Genomic DNA, 21,589 nt, shown 5'->3' on the forward strand with positions numbered 1-21,589 from the left:
GGCAATGTGGGGGCCGGATCAGGCGCGCTTGTCCGCGGTTTGCGCGAAGACGATATCGCCAAGCTGCAACTTGTGGCAAAGAACGTGCGGCAGGGCACATTTCAGGGTTTTAACACCGCAGGCGGCGTAGCAATAGGTACGCGCATGGCCGAGAATATGGGCTTGGGCCTCGGTGACCGACTGACGCTGATTTCTCCTGATGGCGATGTGACGCCGCTTGGGATGGCGCCACGGGTCAAATCCTACCCGGTGACTGCCATTTTTGAGATCGGCATGTCAGAATATGACGCCTCAATCGTGCTCATGCCGCTCGAAGAATCGCAGCTCTATTTCAATCAGGACAACAAGGTTCAATCGATCGAAATATTTGCCGACAGACCGGATGATGTTGACGCACTGAAAAAGCCGATTGAAGAAGCGGCGCAGCGCTCGGTCATGTTGACCGATTGGCGACAGCGCAACCAGACATTCTTTTCCGCCCTGCAAGTGCAGCGTAACGTCATGTTCATGATCCTGACGCTTATCGTGCTCGTCGCGGCGCTGAACATCATATCAGGACTCATCATGCTCGTGAAAGACAAGGGCCGCGATATCGCCATCCTTCGAACCATGGGTGCAACGCGAAATTCCATCCTGCGCATATTCCTGATGACTGGGGCTGCTATCGGAGTTGCTGGCACCATTGCAGGTGTTGTCTTAGGTATCGTTGTTTGCCTGAATGTCGAGCGCATCCGGCAATTCTTTTCGTGGCTGTCCGGCACGACTCTATTCGATCCGAAGCTATATTTCCTAAGCACACTGCCAGCGAGGATGGAGCTCAACGAAACCTTATTGGTCATATCGATGGCGCTTGTCCTGTCATTTCTGGCGACGCTTTTTCCCGCTTGGCGTGCAGCCAAACTCGATCCCGTTGAAGCTCTGAGGTACGAATAATGTCAGTTTCATCATTACATTGGCTGACTGATTAGCCGATGTCTGAAGCACCGCCCAAGCCCGGAGACTGCAAGGCGTGGGGCAGCTTTGGTTTCTCGAGACGATACGGGATTGTCTGGTACTGCGGCGAGCATAAGGGTGAAGGTGAACGCAGAAATAATTCCGGAACCTAATGCTCTCCGGCGGATTGTGTAGTTCGAGTAGTTCTTGGCAACTGGCTTAGTGCACCCTCACCGTCGCGCGAAGATGACGGATGCCAAGCCATTAATCTTCTTGCACAAGGAAACGGCATTGCCTTTTTCAAAGTCTCCGGGACTGAGCTATACCAACATAGACTGGCAAGTAATTTCAAAAGCGCAAAAGCTTGCATCCGCGTGCCTTCAGCGCCATCCAAAAGACCACGAACACAGTCAGCGCCTCGCACGTTCAATCGTCGATCTGTACCGCCGCGGAATATCGGACCCAGGGGTTCTCAGCACCTTGGCTATCAATCGCGAGAAGGCATTGGAAATCCGGGAACAGAAGGATATGCGGGTGGCGAAGCGACTCGAGCAGCAAGAACGAAGGAAGGCATCCGTACCGAAGCAAAGCCAACCGCAAGTTGAATAATGTTATTTCTGCTTTTTTTCAGCTTCTTCCAACCGGACAAGAAGAACTTCAAATCTCTTGTTTGTTGGTATTGGAGCCTTTGCCGAACGCAAGGCTTCTCTAAAGCCAGGAGTACGCATTTGATCGCGAAACTTGTTCACATCGCTTCGATTCGTTGTTGGATTGTTTTCACTCACGACAGAGCCTTTCAAGCACCATACCCGTCAACCTATTAGTCACCGAATAAGTTCCGCGACACAGATTTATTGCTATAAAATATTTTATGGACTCTGGCCGACATCGGCGTATTCTGAATTCAACATCGATAGTATGTATTGGACCGGCGATCGATGTTTGAGAGATACGATGTGCTCTTCGCCTAGTGGGAGAGCACGATTATGCCTTTTCGTAGTCAAATCTACGTCAACAAGTATTCATCCCTTGATTGGGATATCATGGCGATAGCCTTTGAATTAGCTTTCCAGCAAATTGGGACCAATCCCCTGGTGCGAAAAGACCGGCTGGCGCGTTGCGTCATGACGTTCTTTGACAGAGGCGTGCATTGTCCCAGTACGTTGAGTTCGCTGGCTATGAGCCGTGAAATGAGTTTGGTAGACATTGAGCGTACGCGTGGGACGCCCGCCGGCAACTATGATATCAAAGCAGAAGACGATGGGTTTCACTTCAACGGGGCAACAGGGGAATGGAAAGACTCAACCATAAATTAGACTGCAAGGATTGCGGTACAATTTACCTCACCGTTCCGGATAATGTCACGGGTAACACTCCGATATTCTGCAGTACCTGCAATCAGTTCATCGGAAGATGGGCAGATCTTGAGCGCGACTTCGATCAGCAGGGTGGCCAAGACGGCGTATTTTCAATGCATGATGGGAAGATTGATCGGATTAGCTAGGGACTGATTCCCTGCAAGAGTCGTTCACCGACTCATGGAAGATAAACCATTCAAAGAAATAACCTTAATGACCCGCCAGCTCGGCAAGATGAAGGTAATCACCTCCATTATGCAGGCGGCAGAGTTCATTGTGAATGAATGGCCGGGCACGGATACCGAAAGGCTTGATATCGCCAAACATGCGCTGCTGGATTTACGTCGAGGCAGTTGGTCGCCCGCCATCAAACGACAAACTGGAAAAGTGGCGCAAGGGAAAGATGCGGCAGAGGGCATAAAGCAGCGATCCCGAGCGAAATTGAGGGAGACAGCTTCATGATTTGTTGCAATAGTCGCTTGTCTAAAGGGGAGTGAGATGGACCTGCACCAATGCAATGGATCAGACGGAGTAAAGTGCATGGGACGAGCATTCTTGTCGCAGTCTTGCTTGCTGCAGCCTCATCAGCGTTTGCTGACGTGAGTTTGTCGAAACATGCTCGCTGGGTTGAGCATAACATTGCGATATCAAGCAGCGCCAACTTCCAGTTGATCGATCGGTTTGTAAGAAGCACCGTGTCGCAGGCGAACCTCGATGCTGAATCCATTAAGGCAATTGTGCTTTATCTCGACAATCGAGAGTACGAAATGGCTTTCGAAGGTCTGTTTTTGGAGCTTATCAGTTCGGGAAAGACCTTAAAACTAAACACCAATGAATGTATGACGATCGCCCTACAGTTAAAACTGGATAAGGCATCTGTATTCGACCACCAGTTCTGGTCGAAGTTTGAAAAATACCTTCAAGACATTCAAAATAAACCCATACCTTGAAGTTCGTGTAGCTACCGAAGCCAGAAACGCCCCGGCATCACGAGGCAGGGGAGAAGCGCTGCCCCGTCCCGAAGGACAGAGCGCCGCCGCTGAAACAAAAAAGATTGAGAGCGCGTAGGAATCCTATTACGCCGTTCGTCCTACGTTTATAGCAACCAGGGGGAACATAAGATGTCTACAGTCGCAACAGTAAAAGGCCCTGCCTCGTACTTTCCATCCATCGAGAAAAAGTATGCTCAGCCAATTGATTATTGGATGTCTGTTTTGGCAAGTTTGAAAGATCAAAAGCATATGGAAATGGTTGCACTGCTTAAAACGCAGTACAATATGGGGCACGGCCACGCCAACGCATTAGTAGCTCATTTTCGGGCAAAGAATGACGGATAATTAACACCCAATAGGGACCCTCCCGTTACTAGCCGGAAAGCCAGAGAAGTTGTAGGGCTCAACAGGGCAAGTTTTCGCCCAACTCCTTTGCCTTTTCCAGCACAAGCGCATCAATAGCTCGCTGCACTTCTGGCAAGCCCCAACCCGCTTTGATGGCCTTTTGGTGAATAGCGTACATATCCTTCGAAGAAACCTTGTCGAGGAACCGATCTTTCATTGCCTCGCGGCATTCGGCTTCGCGCTGCTGTTCATCTTCGTAGTTATATCGAGGGGATGCGATACTCATGGCACTCACTCCTACAAAGAAAGCACAATAGCGAAAAAACGAATCAGTTCCAAATACGAAAAGCCCCGGCATCTGCAAGGACGCCGGGGCTTGATCAAATCGCCAATTGTTTCAAACATTATTGTGACTTGATATTGGGCAATTGATGCGTCAACTTATCGGTATGCTGGATTTCGTCCTCATATTCGGGTCTATCGCCGCAACTTGGTTGGCATGCCTGTACTTCCCGCGCATCCCGCTCGGTTAGTTCGTTGTGTTAAGGATTGGCTGCCTGCCGCCGGTCGCGCTCTATACGCTCCAACCGATCTAACACCTGCATATTCAGATCACGCTGACCGAAGAAGCCGGATTGCGTCTGCTTAATCTCATCGATTTGGCGTTGAAGATTTTGATTAGCTGCCATTCTGGCCTCACGGTCAGACATCATTTGGGCGTCGTAAGACTGCCACACCCGCTCGTGCTCTTTGCGTGGTACTTGATCAGCCTCGAGCGCGTTAATGGATGCTTCCATACGAGCACGATCCTCAGTGCCCCTCGCTTGGCGCCAGTCCATTTCCTGTCGGGAAACCATACGCTCTGAAATTGTGAGTACAGCAGCCTTCAGATCGGTCGTCGCTGTATTGATAGGCCAGTATGCCAATCCTCCTAGCAGCGTGCAGAATGTCAGCGCCACACCAAGCGCTTGCCATTGTGGCTTGTTGCGCTCTACAATGGTCGTGGACAATGCCGACAACGAACTGCGCGTTTCATTGGCCAGCCCACTAAGGGCTGTTTCCATTTGTTTGAAGCCGGAGCGCATTTCCGATTCAAGATCAGTCTGGCGCCTACCAAGATTTGTAACTCGCTCACCGATCTGAGCCTGCATCGCATCTTGGTAGTGCCTTGATGCATTGCCATTGTTCATATCATCCACCATTGCGTGTTTCCTGTCCCGCCCGTTCTGCGATGCTATTGCCAGCAGCCTTGGGACTTCCCGAAGCTGTTATGTGAAGCAACCCGAATTGCCGGTCGCTCTTGAGGATGGTGACAGTGGTTTCAAGGTTCGGGGTTAGTTTCCCGAAGCCGTCGCACACATTCTGCTTGGTCGTCGACTGACAGTCCGTATTCAGAGCACAAAGCAGAAGCAGCGGTAGTAGATACCGTTTCATCGATTTCATTCCTTTTGCGGAGAACTTTGACTGAGGTTTCAAGGGCTGAAACAGCGGCTTGCTGAGTGCCGACACGCTTTCCATAGAGATATGAGCCGGACACGATCACAAACGCTGCAAGTGCCCAGATCAGAGCTGTTTTGATTGGTCCGGGTATCAGGGCAAGAAGCGCGGTCATGCTGGCGCCGCACTGCTTGGCAGGTCTAGCGCATCACGAAGCTCGGCTTCTTTCTTCTTTGACCAGTAGCGATAGGCAAAGCCACCAAGGAAGATGACGACACCGGCAATTGTTAGCGCAGCGACGGCCTTTGCAACGAAATCGATGTTCGTCAGCGGCGTAAGCTGTTCTGTGGCCTGAGCCAGCACTGTAGAAACGACACCACCACCCTGAGCGGCATCTGCTGGGCCTTTGCCCGGCGCTGTCTTGGCGTCCGCAAGATATGCTTCTGCATCCATATCAGCGACGAATACTGGGACCGGTCCGACTGAGCCTGACGCCCACGCCTGCCCTATCTTCTTTACCTGGGCGACACGATTGCCCCAGCCCTTGCCGAACGTCCTCCACGTCTTAAGTGCCTTAAGGAAAGCCAACCGGCGGTCGAGTATCTTGGCGATGAAAGCATCATGATCATTGACCGCCTGAATTGCCTTAAGGGTCAAGTCACCCATGACACCGTCAACAACTCCGTTGTAGGCATTGCCAAGAGCTCGCTGCACCCATTTGACTGGTTGCGATGTGCCACTGTTCACAGCCCCGTCAAAGACAACGTAATCAATCCCGGCCGGGAGTTTGTCGCCTTTGATCGGCGACCAGTAGAGATTGCGATAGATCGCATCTCGCTCGGCAGAATTTATCTGCTTCACCGGCTGAGGCTTTTTGCCCTGAGACTTGCGGTAATTGACATAGACCCGCTGTGTGACGCCCCACATGGTAGCGCCACCCGGATCAGAAGGTTGGTTTGAATAGCCGCCCTCATGGACGAGCACAGCCGCTAGCGCAGCGGGAAACTTCGCATTCATGATGATTTTCCTAAGGTTGAATCTAGAACTATTTGATTATTGCTGGAACAGACGCTCTGATGCAGACTGGTCAGCCAGGGAACAAAGAACATTGGACCCGGAAGACAGAGCTTATCTCACTCGCGTTTGGCCATATTTGCTGGCAGTCGCATTATTATGCGTCGCGTCCATTACTCTGGGTCGTTTTTGCTCGGTTAAGCACGAACCGGGATATCGGGTCAGCGCAATCGGTCACGAAGTCGGGAGGCTCAAATGACAAACGGATTGATCGTGATTTTTCTTATGACTGCGGCCGTTACAGCGTTGCTTTACGCTGCATCATTTGTGTTCGGGACTTAAAGTCGAGATGGCGCATCGTAGTTTTCGGCACTCGACTCTTCGAGAGCGAGGATGCAAATTCTCAAGAAGTGCGAGAGCCTAGGGGGAAATATGGGAATGTTGGTTGCGTTTGTATGCTTTGTTGCGGCGTCGTTCTTTGGTCTTGTCATATTGCTGACTTTTCAAAAACGCTCGATTGATTAGCGCCGCACGAAGCCCAGGAGGATTAACCGTATCGTGAACTCAAGCGATGCTCGCGCACGCCATCGTTTGAAGCGGCGCATAACGAATGAATCCGACGCAGCATTTTTGCTGTCAGTTTTATAATGATTTCCGAAGCCGGGTTGATACGGACTAATAGCGTAGTTGTTTCGAACGGAAACAATCACTTGATTACAAACTTGAAATAATTTTCGTTTACAATTAGGGCAAAGCCACCGGGTTGATATTATACGATCTACTAAGTCGTCGGAGAAACATGCCTTTTTCATCAAGAACAACCACAATAAAACCTCCGAGCCGACCGATCGATGATCCAGTACGCACAGCAGAATGCTACACAGCGCTCAAGCCTCGCTTTGTTGAACTATGGGAGAGTACATCGATTGAATTGATCTTCAGCGAAGCAACTGAAGTTGGTTGGGCCGAACGGGAGATATTCACTGCCGTTGATCATCTCATTGATGCCAACATCAAGGGGCAATTGTACCATACTTGAAGAGTTAGCCGATCTACTGAAGATTTTCTTCACCCGGAAATTGAGTCAGCGCAAAGACTTCCTCAACACAGCATTTGTCGGATTTAGTGCTTGACATGCAAGTAGTCTCACCACTTGCCTAGCTTGATTAAAGATCGTATTCAAAACGGATGGTAGATACCCCAAACGAGATTAAATGGCCGGTACAATATCGGGTCGATCCTACTAGTGACGGCGCGATTTTACTGTTCAAGTTAGACGATGGCTCTGTCTTGCAAATCGGTATGCATGCTCCCGAAATGTCCAGATTGGCGTCCATGTTCCAGTCAATTGTTGAAGATATGAGGGGAAGCTCAAATTGGAAAGCTCTGTAAAAACCGAATTCGGTTCGTTTGCTCCAGGCTCGAAGGAGCGCATCGACCTTACGGTTGCATATGAGAACTCCGCCATCCACTCGTTCAAAACAATTCTACAAGAGATCAACGCCTCTCACATGCTTGATATAGGCGCAAACATCGGCGTGTATTCGGTCTATTGTGCTGACCTTCCCAAGCTGGAAAGTATTCACGCGTTCGAACCCGCGCCTGCCGCTTTCGAACTAATGCAACAAAATTTCCGAATGCAGACTCATTCAAATAAATTCCGCTCCCATCAAGTTGCAGCATCTTCGGAATGTGGGAATGTCCAGTTTAAACTCCACGGCCCGATGTCCGGCGCGAATGCCATCGTGTCATCGCCAGTCGCAGACACCGAGACGATTAATGTGTCAGCCGCACCAATTGATTCTATTTGCACGTTTAAAGATTGTGTCATTGGAGTGAAAATTGACGTCGAAGGGCATGAGGTTGATACTCTTCAAGGTGCACAGAACACTTTAAGAAATAACTTTTGTTTCATACAAATTGAAGTTTACAACGATCACCGCTTTGACGTTGTCCGCGACATGTTGATATCATTTGGGTACAGACACCAGTTTTCGCTGCGCAACGATCACCTATTTATCCACAGCAAACTTGTGGATCATGCCACTTCCATAAATGCCATTCTTTATCGTGCAATTTCCGCTGATCTTCGAGCTTTGCTAGATTTCCGACTTAAGAAGGATTCAAATTCACTATCGTCGATAACCGAACAGCAACAAAACGCACTGGCCGTTGGAGCGGTGATTGACACGGTCGATGCCGCAGACGTACGTTTAGTCGCTCCTGTACTCGAGCGTCTTGGCGTAACTGAGGTTCCTAAATCCGGCATCTTTGTTGCTCGTTCCGTAGGTATTCCCATCAAATTTTCCGGAATAATTGCAAACGTATCGCGACAATCCAACCGATCGCTAATTGCGGTTAAAGGTGTGCCTGAAACAGAAGTCATGCCCGGAATGAATTGGTCAACGTCGGGATCATTCTGGTTTCGATATGTAAACCCTCCAATCAGATTTCCGTACATAGACATGGAACTTTCTGTTCCTAACCACGGGGAAATCTGGATCATGCCTTGGCACTCGCCTTCCCCAATCTATGCTGGTGGGTTAACGGTTGACTATTAAGTTTCAGGTCAAGTAAGCAACGCTTCCGACATGACTGAAGTGTCCGTTCGAGAGACTCGCGCCAGTGTATGCCGTCCCTCTGCGCAGACGACGGCGACTAATGCGACCCGGCGCAAGCCTCAACTTGGGGAAAACAATGCAGGCCTTTCGTACTGACATTCACGGTCTAAGAGCCGTAGCTGTTCTGCTTGTAGTGTTGTTCCACATCCACGAGCCTATGATCCCGGGCGGATTTGTCGGCGTTGACATTTTCTTTGTGATATCCGGCTATGTGATAACGCGCGGAATAGCGAAAGATTACGCTAGCGGAACGTTCAGCTATTCTGAATTCTACCGAAGGCGGTTCAGACGAATATTCCCGGTGATGTTCTTTGTTACAGCCATCACACTGATAACTGGTGCTTTTGTTCTGCTTCCCGAAGACTATATTGCACTGTCGTGGTCAGCGATTTTTGCAGCATTCTCCTCGTCAAACATCTACTTCACGTATTTCCTAGACACCAGCTACTTTGCGGCGGACAGCCGTCTCACGCCTTTATTGCATCTCTGGTCACTTGGTGTCGAAGAGCAATTCTATATCGTTTGGCCCGCGCTGCTTTTGATACTCCTGAAATGGCAACGCTTCCTCATCCCTGCCATTGCTGCATTGATCGTCGCAAGTGTACTGGTGGGCCAAGTACTACTTGATAAAGACCAGTTCTCTTTCGCCTATTACATGCTCCCATCACGTATTTTCCAACTCGCTACGGGTGGCTTGATGGTTTTCCTCATTGGAACCGAGATTGCGAAAAGCATTTCCGAAAGAGCCGCGCTGGTACTTGGTTTATTTGGAATGTCCCTTGTCGTCGGGAGTGCCTGGTTGACCAATCCGACCGCATTTCCAGGTTTTAATGCTGTTCCTGTAACATTTGGCGTCGCTTTAATCATTTTGTCCGGCGTGCGTGAGACTGTCCTGTATAAAGCCCTATCAGCTAGACCAGCGCAATTCTTCGGGGATATATCCTACTCGCTTTATCTCTGGCATTGGCCGGTTCTCGCGTTCATGCGGTATTCCTACATTGACATTAATCTCGTCAATGGTGTCTTGGCCTTTGTAGCAATGGCGGTTTTGTCAGCTGCTTCATATTGGCTAATAGAGAATCCGTTTCGTCACACAAAACAGCCATTTCGAACAGTTCTTTCGCGAATGTTTCTACTGCCCGCATCCGCCCTATCAGTTGCGTGCCTTGCTGTCATAGGATGGGGTGGCATCGTTCCAGCGTTCACCCCGGTGGGATACGCGTCTCAACTCGGTAAGCTAGCGGATCAAACGAAGCCAGCGTACCAGTATGACTACGTCTGCCAAAAAACCCAATTAACAGCTTCGGATGTGGTGCGTCCAAGTTGCATAATCAATTCAATAATAGAACCAACTGTGCTGCTCTGGGGCGACAGCAATGCGGCCCACTACATTGGAGTTCTTGGAGAGTTAGGACAACAACAAGGGTTCTCTTTTAGGAATATCGAACACTCTTCCTGTGCGCCGCTACTGGTTGAATCGTGGCAGTTCAGCAGCGGAATATATCGTAAAGCGTGCAAAGAATCCGTTCCAATTGTTGAGGCGATAATCGATCAATACGACACAATTATTATAGCAGCAGCATGGGGAGCATATCATAACTTCTCACCCGAGTTCCAAGATAAACTGCGAGGAACTCTCGTTACACTCACAGGCAAGAACAAGAAAATTTTATTGATTGGTCAGGTCGTTGCATTTCAAACATACGATAGAAAGTGCGCAGGCAAGGCACTTAAGATAGCGGTTAATTGCGCGGATCGTTTTTCTCGTGCTGCCGTGGCAGCATCGCCAGTCAATGGTAAATTGAAGCAATTGGCAGACGAAATCGACAATGTAAAATACATCGATTTTAACGATGCGATCTGCCCGCTCGGTATATGCTCGCCATACAGCGAAGAAGTACCGCTTTATTTTGACGGCGGACACCTAAGTATGATGGGATCATGGATTGTTGGTAAGAGAGCCGCGAAAATGGCTGGCTATCGCGATCTTTTGCTGGAGTAATTTATTGCCGCAGCACCCACAAAGAATGCATCAACCTGCTCTTCTGTGAAACCAAGCCCAGAAAATCCCTGTTGCAACATCTCATCCGTGCGCAAGAGCGTGCTGCTGTCAGCATAAGCGGCGTGTATGCGTACATCTTGAATTGTAACCGATGCTTCCAACTGTTCAAGTAGGCCTGCATCAATGGGTGCAAGCGAAACTGACGGCGCGTGACGCGGTTTGGAACCAGCACTCCGGTCTTGTCTTCAGCTGTTATCAATTGGGAAAGGTCAATATTGAGCGGTAGCTACCTTTGGCTCGTCGAATAACACTGGAGTTATACCGTCGGCAACATGCAGTATGTCGACCGATCCAACCTGTACGGCATATTTACCCTCTGCGATGTTGACGTTATCGGCAATCGAGCGAATTCCTCGAACCAGATTTCCATCATCCTCAATCAGGAGGTGATAATATTCGCGGTCAAATTCACTCGCCTATCACTTGGATGCCCTTATGCCGCAAGAAACAAATGAAATGCGATTGGCTATTGTCGAGCGATTAATTCGCTTCAGCCAGCCCATTGCCACGTCTCTTGAACAGCTGTCCAGTTTCGATTGGGACTATGTTGGCCAGCCATACGTGATAGCCGAGGATCACGTCATTTCAGTGCTAAGGCGCTTTCTTAATGATGAACTGAACGCGCATGACGTTGAGGATGGGCTGATGCCATCGAAGTCCGCGAAGATATCGCGTTTGACGAAGCAACCGATTGGACTCAAGACACCATTAATCTCCTGTCGAACCCTTCGATAAACGGAGAGATAACAAGTCCGTGGTTGTCGAATTGCTCAAAGCCGCCAGTGTTTAGTCATGCAGGCAAACGCGCAGGCATTCACGACTGGCAGCAAATGCTAACTTGCCCACTCATCTAGCTGATTGAGCATCACAATAGCTGGATAGTTTCTACGATCGGGATAATCACGTCGATAATAAGCGTTCCAGTAGCTATTCGCTCTCGCCCGGGTCCTACGCATCAAGGGGCGATTCTGACGAACAAACTCTTTGTATCGTTCGAGATCGAAACCAGAATGCGCCGCCAAGATATCTTTATGAATCTCGATAACATACTCTCCTAAAAGCAAGACTGTGAATGGAATGCTCAAGGCTTCGTTTCTATCAAGAATGGTTTGCAGTGACTTCTGACGCAGATAACCGTTTGTTGCTCTAGTGATCATACAGCGCGGGGATTTCGGGCGATCTGTCGAGAAGTCGTCAGAAGTGCATTTTGACTGAGAAATTCTGCAAAGACATACATGGTCTCAGCAACACTCCGATGCCATTCGCCATCGTACGGCACCTCATTGCCATCTTTATCGTAGTTTGTGACGCGTGTGTTCAGCATTGCTGGAACGTCAATGATATTAAAGTCGCCCAAATCTACCTCCCGTTTTGCAGGAGTATTAAGCATTGGTGCTGGAATAATCCAGAGGCCATAAACCTCCCTAGCGGGAAGCCGTGAAGCTCTTTCCCATGCGCCCGGCGAGTGTTCCCTGTCCAAAGGTCCGGCGTCAACGCAAATCACTTATGCGCGTATATACTGATTTTCATCCTATCGAAAGGATTAATTTCATTTTTGTGGGGATTATTACCTATAACTTTCGCGAAAGCTAAATCCCGGCGTCAAAGCCGATTTTTCAGCGAGACTTAACTCGCCAACAGTTTTTCCGGTAATGCTCCGAAATATGATGTCCAATACCTCACGCAATTGAGGATTAGCGTTGTTGAACGATCTCAGGACAATTGCCGCACAGCGCAAGCGCTCATCATTCATTGCGTTGGCAATATACGTGTCAGGATCATTGATAGCCCCTTGTTCCAGAACGGTTTTTTTGATGGCCGCGATAGTCGCGATATCGTCCTGCAACTCGATCTTCATCTGATTTCCTTTGTTATTATGCTGGCGTTAATTGCTTACCATCAAATTGGACTGCCGTCATGCGCCCGAATAGCTCGATGAGCGCTATAACCTTGCCGGACTTGGTGACTTCCTCGACCACGCCACCGAATGTAGCAAACGGATTTCCCTTTTCCGTGACAAACACGTTTCGACCGGTTGGGAATTCTCGCTTGGCGGGCCCTGCTCGGGACCGTTTGAGACAGTCACCTGACAATAGTGGTCGATGGCAAAACTTTGCGCTGTTTCCAGCCAAGCCAGATCAGGGCGAGCGCGGCAGCACCCATCCAGGGCAGCAGTAACAGGTTGAGCATTTGCCATCCAAGGAATTCCAGCAGCGCTGCTGCGCTCACCGAAGACATAAGCCCACAGGCAAAGATCGTCATGTCATTGGTCGCTTGCGCACGCCCTTTTTCTGCTGGCGTATAGGTGCTGGTCAGCAATGTTGTACCGCCAATATAGAGGAAGTTCCAACCGATTCCGAGCAGGACAAGCGCGCCTGCAAACGAACCGAAACCAGTTCCCGTCAATGACATGGTCACATGACCGGCCAAGAGAACCAGGCCCGTCAACATGATAGGCAGCACGCCGAAGCGCGCGATCAACGAGCCTGTAAAGAAGGACGGCAAAAACATCCCAAGCACATGGAGTTGAATGACTGTCGCAGTGGCTGGGAGGTCGTGATGATGATGCGCCATGGCAAGCGGCGTTGCGGTCATGGCAAGAATCATGATTCCGTAGCCGGTCACGGCCCCGAAAAGCGCAACGAGATAGACTGGCTGAGTAATGATCTGGCCCCAAGACCGCCCCTTATCCGCATCACTATGAATGGCCTGCGGGGTGGGAACGCGAAGCCAGAGCAGCGCTCCGGCGGCAACCAGAGAGACCAGTGCCAAAAGCAGAAATGAACCGACATATTCGGGCTGCAGCAGCGGACCACCGAGGCGTGCAAGCATGGGACCCGCCACAGCCGCGACGACACCGCCACCCAGCACGAGCGAGATCGCCCGGGAGCGGAAGGTCTCGTCAGCGACCTCGCTCGCAGCGAAGCGGTAGAATTGTGCAAAAGATTGATAACCTCCGACCAGAAACGTGCCGAATGACAAAAGAAGTAGCGATTCCAGCCAGATGCCCAGCGCCGCGCAGAGCCCGCCAACAACACCAAGCAGCGCCCCGGCGACAAAGCCCGTCCGGCGGCCGACCCGTGCCATCCACATTGATGCAGGAAATGTCGCTGCCGCCGTGCCCAGAAACATCGCAGCGATCGGCATAGTTGCCAGCCCCGGACGCGAGGCGACCTGACCGCCGGCCAGAGCGCCGACAGTCACGACAAGCACCGTGACCGTTTGAAAGAGCGCTTGCGCGCTCGCTAGCAAAAATACCTGCCGATGCATGGGATTGCCGATCATGCGGATGCCCTTCAATGCAGCTTAAAGTTGATATACATCTCTAACAACAATCACCAATTATCAAAAGTATAGAATTGCCGGAAAACCATGGCGGCTCATTCTCGCAATGCTTCTGGGGGTCCGGCCCCTGCCTCAACGAGATGGAATGGAACAAAACGTCAAAAATACTGTTGCAATGTGTACGGCAAGACGGCATGCGTTGACTTGCCTTCATCGGCACCCAACATGGCCGTTCATCAGACCTTAATCGGCATTCGATTATTGCTGGACGGCTAACGTGACTGGTCAACGACAGAGCTCATTATGACACTGGAATCCGACTTGAACTTCTCCATCACTGATATTGAGCAGCTTGAAGACAGCCTGCGCAAGGCGATGCTTTCCAGCGATACTGCCGCGTTGGATGAATGTCTCGACGACAATCTCATCGCGATAGATCCTTTTGGACGCAGGCTGAACAAGCAGGAAAACCTCGATTTCCATCGTGCCAATATCCTTAAACTTGATCAGATTGACATGTTGGATTGCTCGGTGCGACTCATGGAAAATGCCGCGACAGTCTCATGGTTCGGAAAAATCGCCGGAACATATTACGGGGAAAGCTTTTCCGAAAAGCTCGCTTATAGCCGGGTCTGGTCACGAACTGACGGGCGGTGGACATTGATCCTCATCCACAGCACCAGAATTACGATGTGAGTTATCCGTCTTAAGTACCGCGATATCTGGGACCAGAGCCAACTCACCCCAGTCGCAGATCAATGATTCAATGTGCGGAAACTGCTCTATTCGAGCTCCAGCACCTCTCCCGCTGTATAGATAATTTCCGGCGGGCCATACTCGCCAACATCCGGCTTCGCTTCCCGGGCCCAAGCGATAACACCAGCATGTTTTGAAGCCAAATCCTTGGCCGTGCGGATGGCGCGATCTTTTGTTTCGAATTGCTGCGGTTCTCCAACCGGGAAAAGCTCGCCAGCATCCCCTTGGTCGAACGCTATGACAACAATCAATTGCACTGGGTCCATTACACTAGCCTTACGTCAAACGATAATCTTAATACTGACCCAAGAATTCAAAGGCAGGCCTTCGATCCAGAAAACATCAGTAAACACATGGGGCCATAGGTGCCCTATTCGATACTAAACGCCAAGCACTAACAGCGGTTCCAATAGCGGCACTATGTTACTGCTTTTGGTAACGTTTTATTTCAAAGCGCACCTTGCGTGATCTTATTCGGCGGCCATATAATAGCGGATGATAACTCCTCCACAAAAAAATAGCCCTGCAGCAAGCTCTGATGCTCGTCCTTGGCTTAAAATTCTAAGCCAATATCGCAAACCGCATAGAGGTCGGAGCGCCTTTGAACTTGCGGTGACGCTTGTTCCTTTCGCTATTTTCTGGGCTTTGTGCTGGGCCGCTGTCCATTATGGCTATTGGTGGGGTTTGGTTCTCATTATTCCAGCTGCAGGCTTCCTGTTGCGATTGTTCATGATCCAGCATGATTGCGGCCACGGATCATTCTTTGCTCACCGCCACACGGATGACTGGACTGGCCGGGTCATTGGCGTGCTGACATTGACACCTTATGATTATTGGCGACGCAGCCACGCTATTCACCACGCCTCGGCGGGAAATCTGGATGAACGCGGCATTGGTGACATTACTACGCTGACGGTTGCCGAATATCGCGCGCTGTCGCGTTGGGGCCGGATTGGCTATCGCTTCTATCGCCACCCGGCGGTTATGTTTGGTGTGGGGCCTGTTTGGCTGTTCTTCTTCAAGCAGCGTTTGCCCTTCGGCATGATGCGGTCTGGTGCTGCGCCGTGGATTTCAACCATGGCAACCAATCTTGGCATCGCTGTCTGCGCCATATTTCTGATGTGGCTTGTCGGCGTCGGTCCATTTCTGCTGATACACCTGCCCATCGTTACGCTTGCGGGAGCGGCGGGTATTTGGCTGTTTTACGTTCAGCATCAATTCGAAGAGACGCATTGGTCATCGGCACCGGAATGGCAGTTCCACGAAGCCGCCCTGCATGGTTCTTCGCATTACATATTGCCGGGTTTTCTCCAATGGATCACGGGCAATATTGGCATTCACCATGTTCATCACCTTTCCAGCAAGGTTCCCTGCTACCGGCTTCCGCAAGTTCTGAAGGACTATCCGGAGCTTGCCGATATTGGCCGTATTACAATCATGGAAAGCCTGCGCTGCGTGAAGCTTGTATTGTGGGATGAAAACCGCAAAAGACTGATTTCTTTCAGGGAAGCAAGGGCGCAGGTCTGATATCAGCGCCCGGCCCTCGCGCGATCACGCAATCGACAGATGCTCTTTGGGCCTCGCGGTGCGGGCCAGTCTTATTACCGCAAGACCCAGGATTGAGAATATACTGCCAACAGTGCCCAGATAGTTCAGCCCCAGATTGGTGATGACCAGCCCTCCGATCATTGATCCTATGGCAACCCCAAGGTAGAGCGCGGAATAATTGAGCGATAAAGCGAGCGGCGCACTTTCCGGCGCTATCGCCAATATGCGGCTTGCCTGTGCCGGTGGAAACATCCAGGCGATAACACCCCAGACCACCATGTGCGCGATCAAGACAATACCGGCAAACTCATGTGGCAAGGTCATGATCCAACTGACCAGGATCAGGGCAACTGTATTGAGAATGGATGCAGCAATCACCGTTTTCGTTGCACCGAAGCGATCGGCCAACTGCCCGCCAAGAAAATTGCCGAATGCCGCGCCAACTCCAAAAGCCAGAAGGATAATCGGCAAGTATTCACGGGAAAGACCTGTCCCCTCCACTGCAACAGCCGCGATATAGGTATATACGGCAAAGCCTCCGGTCATATAGAGAAGCATGGTCAAGAGTGCAGGCAGCAGGCCCGGATGACGGATGACGCTCAGGCGCTTGGCCAAGGTCATTTTATCTGCGTAAAGGCCGCGTGGTAGCAAGAGCCAAACAATCAACGTGGCCAGAACACCGATCAGGGCAATGAATAGATATGTGCCGCGCCAGCCCGCAAAGCTGCTTATAAATGCCCCCAATGGCGCGCCAAACGCCACGGCCAGAGTTGTTCCCCCGACGATCACGGAGATCGCTCTGGCGCGATGATGCGGCTGCGATATTGCAACGGCTGTCGCCTGCGCTGTCGCGGCATAAAGCCCGGCAACCACTGCAATCAGGAGGCGTGCTATCAGTAAGAGAATATATGTCGGGGATATTGAAGCAAGAATAGCACCGAGAACAAAGACCAATGCGCTTCCAGCCAGCACGATACGCCTATCCAGCGCACCTGTGAGGGCAGCGACGATGGGCGCTCCAATTGCATAGGCGAAAGCATAGGTCACAACCAGATAGCCTGCCTGAACAAGACTTACCCCCGTGTCTCCAGCGATCTCGGGCAGAAGGCTTGCCACGACAAAGCCTTCAATGCCGATTGCAAATGTGCCCAGCGCCAGTCCTACAAGACGAATGTCCATGGCTAATACCTAGATGTTCAACGATCATTGAACTATTCGCCTCCTCCAAATCAAAGTCAAGCGATAAGTTCAATAATTATTGAACATTGAAATCTCTCCTGCCAATTGCTATTACATAGGTATGACGAACGCTCTGTATCATCCTGCTCCGGAAGAAATCGCTCTGCCAGCTGTTCTTGCGGCACTGGGCGATGAAACCCGCCTGACAATCATCTCCATGCTTGCGAGATTTGGCGAAGACGAGCGCAATATGACCTGCAGCTATTTTCTAAGCCTCGGATCAAAAACCGCGTTGAGTTATCATATTGGCAAGCTTCGTGAGGCGGGCATTATTTACGTTCGCCCTGAAGGGACAAAACGCTTGCTGTCCTTGCGGCGCACGGATTTGGAAAAGCGGTTTCCCGGTTTTCTGGATTCAATTCTGGCATCAGCAACGCAGCTCTCACCTGGCGTTGCTCCCTCCTCCACTGAATTTCCGAAACAATCAGGATTGCCATCATGAGAATAACGCCAAACGGCTCTGTCCCCTCGCGCCGCCCTCCTTCCGATTGGTTTACCGGAACTGTCTGGCAGGATCCAATCATTGAAGCGGAAGAACCTGCGCGATTGCGCGCTGTAACTGTCCGTTTCGAGCCAGGTGCTCGTACGGCCTGGCACACCCATCCACTCGGCCAGACTTTGCACGTGACATCCGGCTCCGGGCTTGCTCAGGTTTGGGGCGAAGCAATAAGGGAGATCAAGGCTGGGGATACAATCTGGATCCCACCGGGCGAAAAGCATTGGCACGGCGCCAGCCCCACTACTTTCATGACCCATATTGCCATGCAGGAAGCGCTCGACGGCAAAGCGGTGGAATGGATGGAAAAGGTTTCAGATACGCAATATTCCGGCCACGATTAGTCTGCTACATTTCTGTTACCTGTTCGGGTTGGAAATGTATGTTCGCATGAAAGGGAATAATCATGGCATTCGAAGACGTCAAAGCCAGAATCGCACTTTTGGTTGAAGAGATGGTCAAGCGGCCAGCGGATGCTCATGAAATCCATGAAACCCTGCGCGAACATTTGAATGAGCTCAGGGCCATGGGCATGCCCTTGCCCGATGACCTTGTAGCGCTTGAACGCAAGCTCGAGACTGATTTCGATTCATAACCGCCATTATAGCGGCCCATTGAAATTATCGTCGAGCCGTCCGTCGACAGAGTGCCTGCGCCTGTAGCCCGTTGAGCTCCTGCCATCCAGGGCTCCAATATCGCGCATCATATGGTCTGAGAACTCATCCAGACGGACATGACTGACAGGCGCGTTTTTGCCGTGCCCGGTTCTCAATCCCTTGATCCAATTTATCCATGCGGAGAATACTGGTTTGGGTGGTGTATGCGCTTTTGACATGTTCATTTCTCTAACTCCGAGTAAAGGCTGTTGGCCCTTTGTTGAAGCGAAGATGCGCCATACCCCAGTTGTTTTCCAACAAAACGGCAAGTAGTATGCATAAGGACAGCTTATGCGAGAAACTTGATGCAACTCCCTCCCTTATCTGCCATCCGGGTTTTTGAAGCCGCTGCACGCCACGGCAATTTTACCAAGGCCGCCGAAGAGCTGGGCATGACCCAAGCGGCTGTGAGCTATCAGATCAAGCTGCTGGAAGAGCGTATTGGGGCGCTGCTGTTTTTACGCAAACCGCGTCAGGTTGTGCTTACTGAAGTGGGCGTCCGGCTTTCTCCAGCGATCAGCGAAGCGTTTGAGCTCATGCGCGCTGCCATCGCCGCCACACGTGAAAATGCTGACGGCGTTTTGACCGTCAATACAATACCGACTTTTGCTTCAAACTGGTTGGTGCCGCGATTGGGGTCTTTCCAGCTATCACACCCGCAATTGGCGGTACGATTGCAGGCGAGTCGGGAATTGATCGACTTTAACCGCCATCAGGTGGATGTTGCCATCAGGTCGGGAAATGGAAAATGGCCTGGCCTGACGAGCCATAAGCTTTTTGCTGCGGAATTTTCTCCGATGTTGACACCGGCATTGGCTGCCTCGGTCGGAGGGATAGAAACTCCAAGGGATCTTCTCAAATTACCAATTGTCGACACGGGAGATTATTGGTGGAAATTATGGTTCAGGTCGGTAGGCATTGATAATCCGGATCTGAAAGGCGACCCTCGCAACCGCTTTGGCGATCAGCATCTGGAGGGCAAAGCTGTTTTGGCTGGCATGGGCGTTGGAATTCTCACTCCCGCCTTTTATCAATCCGAAATTCAACAAGGTCAGCTTATCCAACCATTCGATATGGTTGGTGCCGATGCGGATCATTTTTATTGGCTGGTCTATCCTGAAGCACGCAGAAATGTCCCAAAGATCCGCGCTTTTCGCGACTGGATGCTGGAGCAAATCGGCAGCAATGGCAATTGAAAAGGGCGGGTTTAATCCCGCCCGCTCCGATCTTTAAAATACTGCGAGATAGCGCAGCAGCGAGATAATACCGATCACCACCACGATGACCTGAATAATCTGCTTGGCACGGCCATCCAGTGGCAGCATCTGGATGAGATAGAGCACGAGAAAAATCACCAGAACGGTGATCAAAAGACTGATCAAAATCGACATTATTTATTTCCTGTTTTCGGGATCAATACGAGTGTAGCCCTTAGAAACTCTCGTGAGCCGGCTTTTGTTCCATGCAATGCACGTAAAGAGTGCATTGTGCTCGTCCTGCATTGTTTGCTCCGGGCTGCACTGATAGTTTGCGGCAACCGCCATGCTTTCAGGAAATACCCATGCGCTCCTTGTTTCATTTTGCCTATCATGTAACCGATCTCGATGAAGCTCGTCGCTTCTATGGCGAGATTCTTGGCTGCGAGGAAGGTCGCAGCACGGAAACATGGGTTGATTTCGATTTCTTTGGTCATCAGATTTCGCTGCATTTGGGCAAGCCATTCGAGACAACCAATACCGGTAAGGTGGGCGATCACATGGTGCCCATGCCGCATTTCGGCATCATACTTGCGCTTGAGGATTGGAACAGGCTGGCAGATCGGCTGAAGGCTGCAAACGTGGAATTTGTCATGCCGCCGGTTGTACGCTTTAAGGGCGAGCCGGGCGAACAATGGACAATGTTCTTCCGCGATCCGTCAGGCAATCCCATCGAAGTCAAAGGCTTTGCCGACTTCGCCAGCATCTACGCCAAGTAGCTTAAAATTCATGGAAGTGCCGCCGTCCAATATCAAGGCTGCGTTCTGGATGACCGGATCGCTGGCAGCCATCATTCTGATGGCGGTCTCCGGCCGCGAAGCTTCCAAAGAGCTGAATGTCTTTCAGATCATGGAGATGCGGTCGTTGATCGGCCTCGCCATGCTTTATCCGCTTATCCGCTCATCGGGCGGTATAAGAGCGATGCGAACCAGCCGCATCTGGCAGCATTTGGGCCGTAATACCGCACATTATGCCGGTCAGTTTGCATGGTTGATGGCGTTGTCAATGATCCCCTTGGCGCAGCTCATTGCAATCGAATTCACCACGCCAGCCTGGACCGCCATCATGGCCGTGGCGTTTTTGGGCGAGCGGCTCAATATCTGGCGCATGCTTACAATAGCGCTTGGAATTATCGGCGTGATCATCATCGTTCGCCCCGGTATCGGCACCATTGAAATCGGTCAATTGATCGTGCTTGGCGCCGCTTTTACCTTCGGGATTTCTTTCACTATGGTCAAATCTCTGACGCGCACGGAAAGCGTGGTCAAAATCATTTTCTGGATGCTGGTCATTCAGTCGGGCATCGGTCTTTTACCTGCCCTGCATAGCTGGCAATGGCCGAGCCCACACGTCATGCCATGGGTTATCATTATTGCCTTCACCGGCACATTCTCGCATTTCTGCATGGCGAAAGCTTTGCTCTATGCCGATGCCACTGTGGTCATTCCCATGGATTTTCTTCGCGTGCCCCTCACCGCAATCGTCGGCTGGCTGGTCTATTCCGAACATATCGATGTCTATACTGCCATCGGCGCGGCGCTGATCCTTTCGGGCAATTTGCTCAACCTCAAGAATCGCAAGTCCTAGAGAG

At 50.9% G+C, this 21,589-nt stretch carries 29 protein-coding genes; 16 read left to right on the plus strand and 13 right to left on the minus strand.

Annotated elements, in window-relative coordinates; genetic code table 11:
• Window positions 1-933 (plus strand): lipoprotein-releasing ABC transporter permease subunit (locus V9K92_RS10570; protein WP_337353955.1); only part of this gene is annotated, 933 nt, incomplete at its 5' end.
• Window positions 934-1,140: 207 nt separating this feature from the next.
• Complete coding sequence (locus tag V9K92_RS10575) at window positions 1,141-1,542, plus strand: hypothetical protein (RefSeq protein WP_337353956.1); 402 nt, start codon at window positions 1,141-1,143, stop codon at window positions 1,540-1,542.
• 2 nt (window positions 1,543-1,544) lie between these two features.
• On the opposite strand, the gene V9K92_RS10580 is transcribed toward V9K92_RS10575, so the two are convergent.
• A complete protein-coding gene (locus V9K92_RS10580; RefSeq protein WP_337353957.1) occupies window positions 1,545-1,718 on the minus strand; it encodes a hypothetical protein in 174 nt (57 codons plus the stop codon).
• A 201-nt stretch (window positions 1,719-1,919) separates the two neighbouring features.
• Here V9K92_RS10580 and V9K92_RS10585 point away from each other — a divergent pair, with 201 nt between their 5' ends.
• The 4 genes from V9K92_RS10585 (at window position 1,920) to V9K92_RS10600 (ending at window position 3,628) form a co-directional block, all read left to right on the plus strand.
• Window positions 1,920-2,249, plus strand: coding sequence for a hypothetical protein (locus V9K92_RS10585; protein WP_307280530.1), 330 nt, complete (start codon window positions 1,920-1,922; stop codon window positions 2,247-2,249).
• Window positions 2,250-2,471: 222 nt separating this feature from the next.
• Window positions 2,472-2,753, plus strand: a complete 282-nt coding sequence (locus V9K92_RS10590) for a DUF982 domain-containing protein (RefSeq protein WP_337353958.1) — start codon at window positions 2,472-2,474, stop codon at window positions 2,751-2,753.
• A gap of 50 nt (window positions 2,754-2,803) precedes the next feature.
• A complete protein-coding gene (locus V9K92_RS10595; RefSeq protein ID WP_337353959.1) occupies window positions 2,804-3,241 on the plus strand; it encodes a hypothetical protein in 438 nt (145 codons plus the stop codon).
• Between the two features lie 171 nt (window positions 3,242-3,412).
• Window positions 3,413-3,628 (plus strand): DUF4287 domain-containing protein, encoded by a 216-nt coding sequence (locus V9K92_RS10600; protein ID WP_337352894.1) that lies wholly within the window; start codon window positions 3,413-3,415, stop codon window positions 3,626-3,628.
• 58 nt (window positions 3,629-3,686) lie between these two features.
• Here V9K92_RS10600 and V9K92_RS10605 read toward each other — a convergent pair whose 3' ends face one another.
• From V9K92_RS10605 to V9K92_RS10620, 4 genes are all read right to left on the minus strand, one after another.
• Window positions 3,687-3,914 (minus strand): hypothetical protein, encoded by a 228-nt coding sequence (locus V9K92_RS10605; RefSeq protein WP_337353960.1) that lies wholly within the window; start codon window positions 3,912-3,914, stop codon window positions 3,687-3,689.
• 256 nt (window positions 3,915-4,170) lie between these two features.
• Window positions 4,171-4,830 (minus strand): hypothetical protein, encoded by a 660-nt coding sequence (locus V9K92_RS10610; protein WP_337353961.1) that lies wholly within the window; start codon window positions 4,828-4,830, stop codon window positions 4,171-4,173.
• Window positions 4,820-5,062, minus strand: coding sequence for a hypothetical protein (locus V9K92_RS10615; protein ID WP_337353962.1), 243 nt, complete (start codon window positions 5,060-5,062; stop codon window positions 4,820-4,822). The genes V9K92_RS10610 and V9K92_RS10615 overlap by 11 nt, the downstream gene beginning before the upstream one ends.
• A gap of 174 nt (window positions 5,063-5,236) precedes the next feature.
• Window positions 5,237-6,082, minus strand: a complete 846-nt coding sequence (locus V9K92_RS10620) for a glycoside hydrolase family 108 protein (RefSeq protein WP_337353963.1) — start codon at window positions 6,080-6,082, stop codon at window positions 5,237-5,239.
• A gap of 1,373 nt (window positions 6,083-7,455) precedes the next feature.
• On the opposite strand from V9K92_RS10620, the gene V9K92_RS10625 reads away from it, so the two are divergent.
• Both V9K92_RS10625 and V9K92_RS10630 read left to right on the plus strand, forming a co-directional pair.
• A complete protein-coding gene (locus V9K92_RS10625) occupies window positions 7,456-8,640 on the plus strand; it encodes an FkbM family methyltransferase (protein ID WP_337353964.1) in 1,185 nt (394 codons plus the stop codon).
• A gap of 136 nt (window positions 8,641-8,776) precedes the next feature.
• Window positions 8,777-10,702, plus strand: a complete 1,926-nt coding sequence (locus tag V9K92_RS10630) for an acyltransferase family protein (protein WP_337353965.1) — start codon at window positions 8,777-8,779, stop codon at window positions 10,700-10,702.
• A gap of 1,213 nt (window positions 10,703-11,915) precedes the next feature.
• Here the strand turns inward: V9K92_RS10630 and V9K92_RS10635 are convergent.
• From V9K92_RS10635 to V9K92_RS10650, 4 genes are all read right to left on the minus strand, one after another.
• Window positions 11,916-12,119 (minus strand): hypothetical protein, encoded by a 204-nt coding sequence (locus V9K92_RS10635; protein ID WP_337353966.1) that lies wholly within the window; start codon window positions 12,117-12,119, stop codon window positions 11,916-11,918.
• Between the two features lie 210 nt (window positions 12,120-12,329).
• Complete coding sequence (locus V9K92_RS10640) at window positions 12,330-12,620, minus strand: hypothetical protein (RefSeq protein ID WP_337353967.1); 291 nt, start codon at window positions 12,618-12,620, stop codon at window positions 12,330-12,332.
• 16 nt (window positions 12,621-12,636) lie between these two features.
• On the minus strand, window positions 12,637-12,786 hold the full coding sequence (locus tag V9K92_RS10645) for a hypothetical protein (RefSeq protein ID WP_337353968.1): 150 nt from the start codon (window positions 12,784-12,786) through the stop codon (window positions 12,637-12,639).
• A 58-nt stretch (window positions 12,787-12,844) separates the two neighbouring features.
• Complete coding sequence (locus tag V9K92_RS10650) at window positions 12,845-14,047, minus strand: MFS transporter (protein ID WP_337353969.1); 1,203 nt, start codon at window positions 14,045-14,047, stop codon at window positions 12,845-12,847.
• Window positions 14,048-14,350: 303 nt separating this feature from the next.
• Between V9K92_RS10650 and V9K92_RS10655 the strand changes: the two genes are divergently transcribed.
• Window positions 14,351-14,743, plus strand: a complete 393-nt coding sequence (locus V9K92_RS10655) for a nuclear transport factor 2 family protein (protein ID WP_115051464.1) — start codon at window positions 14,351-14,353, stop codon at window positions 14,741-14,743.
• Between the two features lie 86 nt (window positions 14,744-14,829).
• Here V9K92_RS10655 and V9K92_RS10660 read toward each other — a convergent pair whose 3' ends face one another.
• The gene (locus tag V9K92_RS10660) at window positions 14,830-15,069 is read right to left on the minus strand and encodes a hypothetical protein (protein ID WP_115051465.1); all 240 of its coding nucleotides are present in this window, start codon (window positions 15,067-15,069) and stop codon (window positions 14,830-14,832) included.
• Between the two features lie 229 nt (window positions 15,070-15,298).
• Here V9K92_RS10660 and V9K92_RS10665 point away from each other — a divergent pair, with 229 nt between their 5' ends.
• Window positions 15,299-16,330: a fatty acid desaturase gene (locus V9K92_RS10665; protein ID WP_115051466.1), complete on the plus strand. Its 1,032-nt coding sequence runs from the start codon at window positions 15,299-15,301 to the stop codon at window positions 16,328-16,330.
• Window positions 16,331-16,354: 24 nt separating this feature from the next.
• Here the strand turns inward: V9K92_RS10665 and V9K92_RS10670 are convergent, their stop codons facing one another.
• Complete coding sequence (locus V9K92_RS10670) at window positions 16,355-17,530, minus strand: MFS transporter (RefSeq protein ID WP_337353970.1); 1,176 nt, start codon at window positions 17,528-17,530, stop codon at window positions 16,355-16,357.
• A 121-nt stretch (window positions 17,531-17,651) separates the two neighbouring features.
• On the opposite strand from V9K92_RS10670, the gene V9K92_RS10675 reads away from it, so the two are divergent.
• From V9K92_RS10675 to V9K92_RS10685, 3 genes are all read left to right on the plus strand, one after another.
• Entirely contained in the window at window positions 17,652-18,032 is a 381-nt protein-coding gene (locus tag V9K92_RS10675) for an ArsR/SmtB family transcription factor (protein WP_336440705.1), read from the plus strand.
• The gene (locus V9K92_RS10680; RefSeq protein ID WP_115051469.1) at window positions 18,029-18,430 is read left to right on the plus strand and encodes a (R)-mandelonitrile lyase; all 402 of its coding nucleotides are present in this window, start codon (window positions 18,029-18,031) and stop codon (window positions 18,428-18,430) included. The genes V9K92_RS10675 and V9K92_RS10680 overlap by 4 nt, the downstream gene beginning before the upstream one ends.
• A gap of 62 nt (window positions 18,431-18,492) precedes the next feature.
• Window positions 18,493-18,681: a hypothetical protein gene (locus V9K92_RS10685; RefSeq protein WP_115051470.1), complete on the plus strand. Its 189-nt coding sequence runs from the start codon at window positions 18,493-18,495 to the stop codon at window positions 18,679-18,681.
• Window positions 18,682-18,687: 6 nt separating this feature from the next.
• Here V9K92_RS10685 and V9K92_RS10690 read toward each other — a convergent pair whose 3' ends face one another.
• Window positions 18,688-18,927, minus strand: a complete 240-nt coding sequence (locus tag V9K92_RS10690) for a hypothetical protein (protein ID WP_337353971.1) — start codon at window positions 18,925-18,927, stop codon at window positions 18,688-18,690.
• A 120-nt stretch (window positions 18,928-19,047) separates the two neighbouring features.
• Between V9K92_RS10690 and gcvA the strand changes: the two genes are divergently transcribed.
• Window positions 19,048-19,938 carry a transcriptional regulator GcvA gene (gene gcvA, locus V9K92_RS10695; protein WP_115051472.1) on the plus strand — a complete coding sequence of 297 codons (891 nt, stop codon included), beginning with the start codon at window positions 19,048-19,050 and terminating at the stop codon, window positions 19,936-19,938.
• Window positions 19,939-19,971: 33 nt separating this feature from the next.
• Here the strand turns inward: gcvA and V9K92_RS10700 are convergent, their stop codons facing one another.
• On the minus strand, window positions 19,972-20,133 hold the full coding sequence (locus tag V9K92_RS10700) for a Thivi_2564 family membrane protein (RefSeq protein WP_115051473.1): 162 nt from the start codon (window positions 20,131-20,133) through the stop codon (window positions 19,972-19,974).
• A 170-nt stretch (window positions 20,134-20,303) separates the two neighbouring features.
• Between V9K92_RS10700 and V9K92_RS10705 the strand changes: the two genes are divergently transcribed.
• Both V9K92_RS10705 and V9K92_RS10710 read left to right on the plus strand, forming a co-directional pair.
• Window positions 20,304-20,717 (plus strand): VOC family protein, encoded by a 414-nt coding sequence (locus V9K92_RS10705; RefSeq protein ID WP_115051474.1) that lies wholly within the window; start codon window positions 20,304-20,306, stop codon window positions 20,715-20,717.
• 10 nt (window positions 20,718-20,727) lie between these two features.
• The gene (locus V9K92_RS10710) at window positions 20,728-21,585 is read left to right on the plus strand and encodes a DMT family transporter (RefSeq protein WP_336440707.1); all 858 of its coding nucleotides are present in this window, start codon (window positions 20,728-20,730) and stop codon (window positions 21,583-21,585) included.
• The last annotated feature ends 4 nt before the right edge of the window (window positions 21,586-21,589 follow it).

The sequence above is a fragment of the Phyllobacterium sp. CCNWLW109 genome, assembly GCF_037203905.1.
Lineage (GTDB): Bacteria > Pseudomonadota > Alphaproteobacteria > Rhizobiales > Rhizobiaceae > Phyllobacterium > Phyllobacterium ifriqiyense.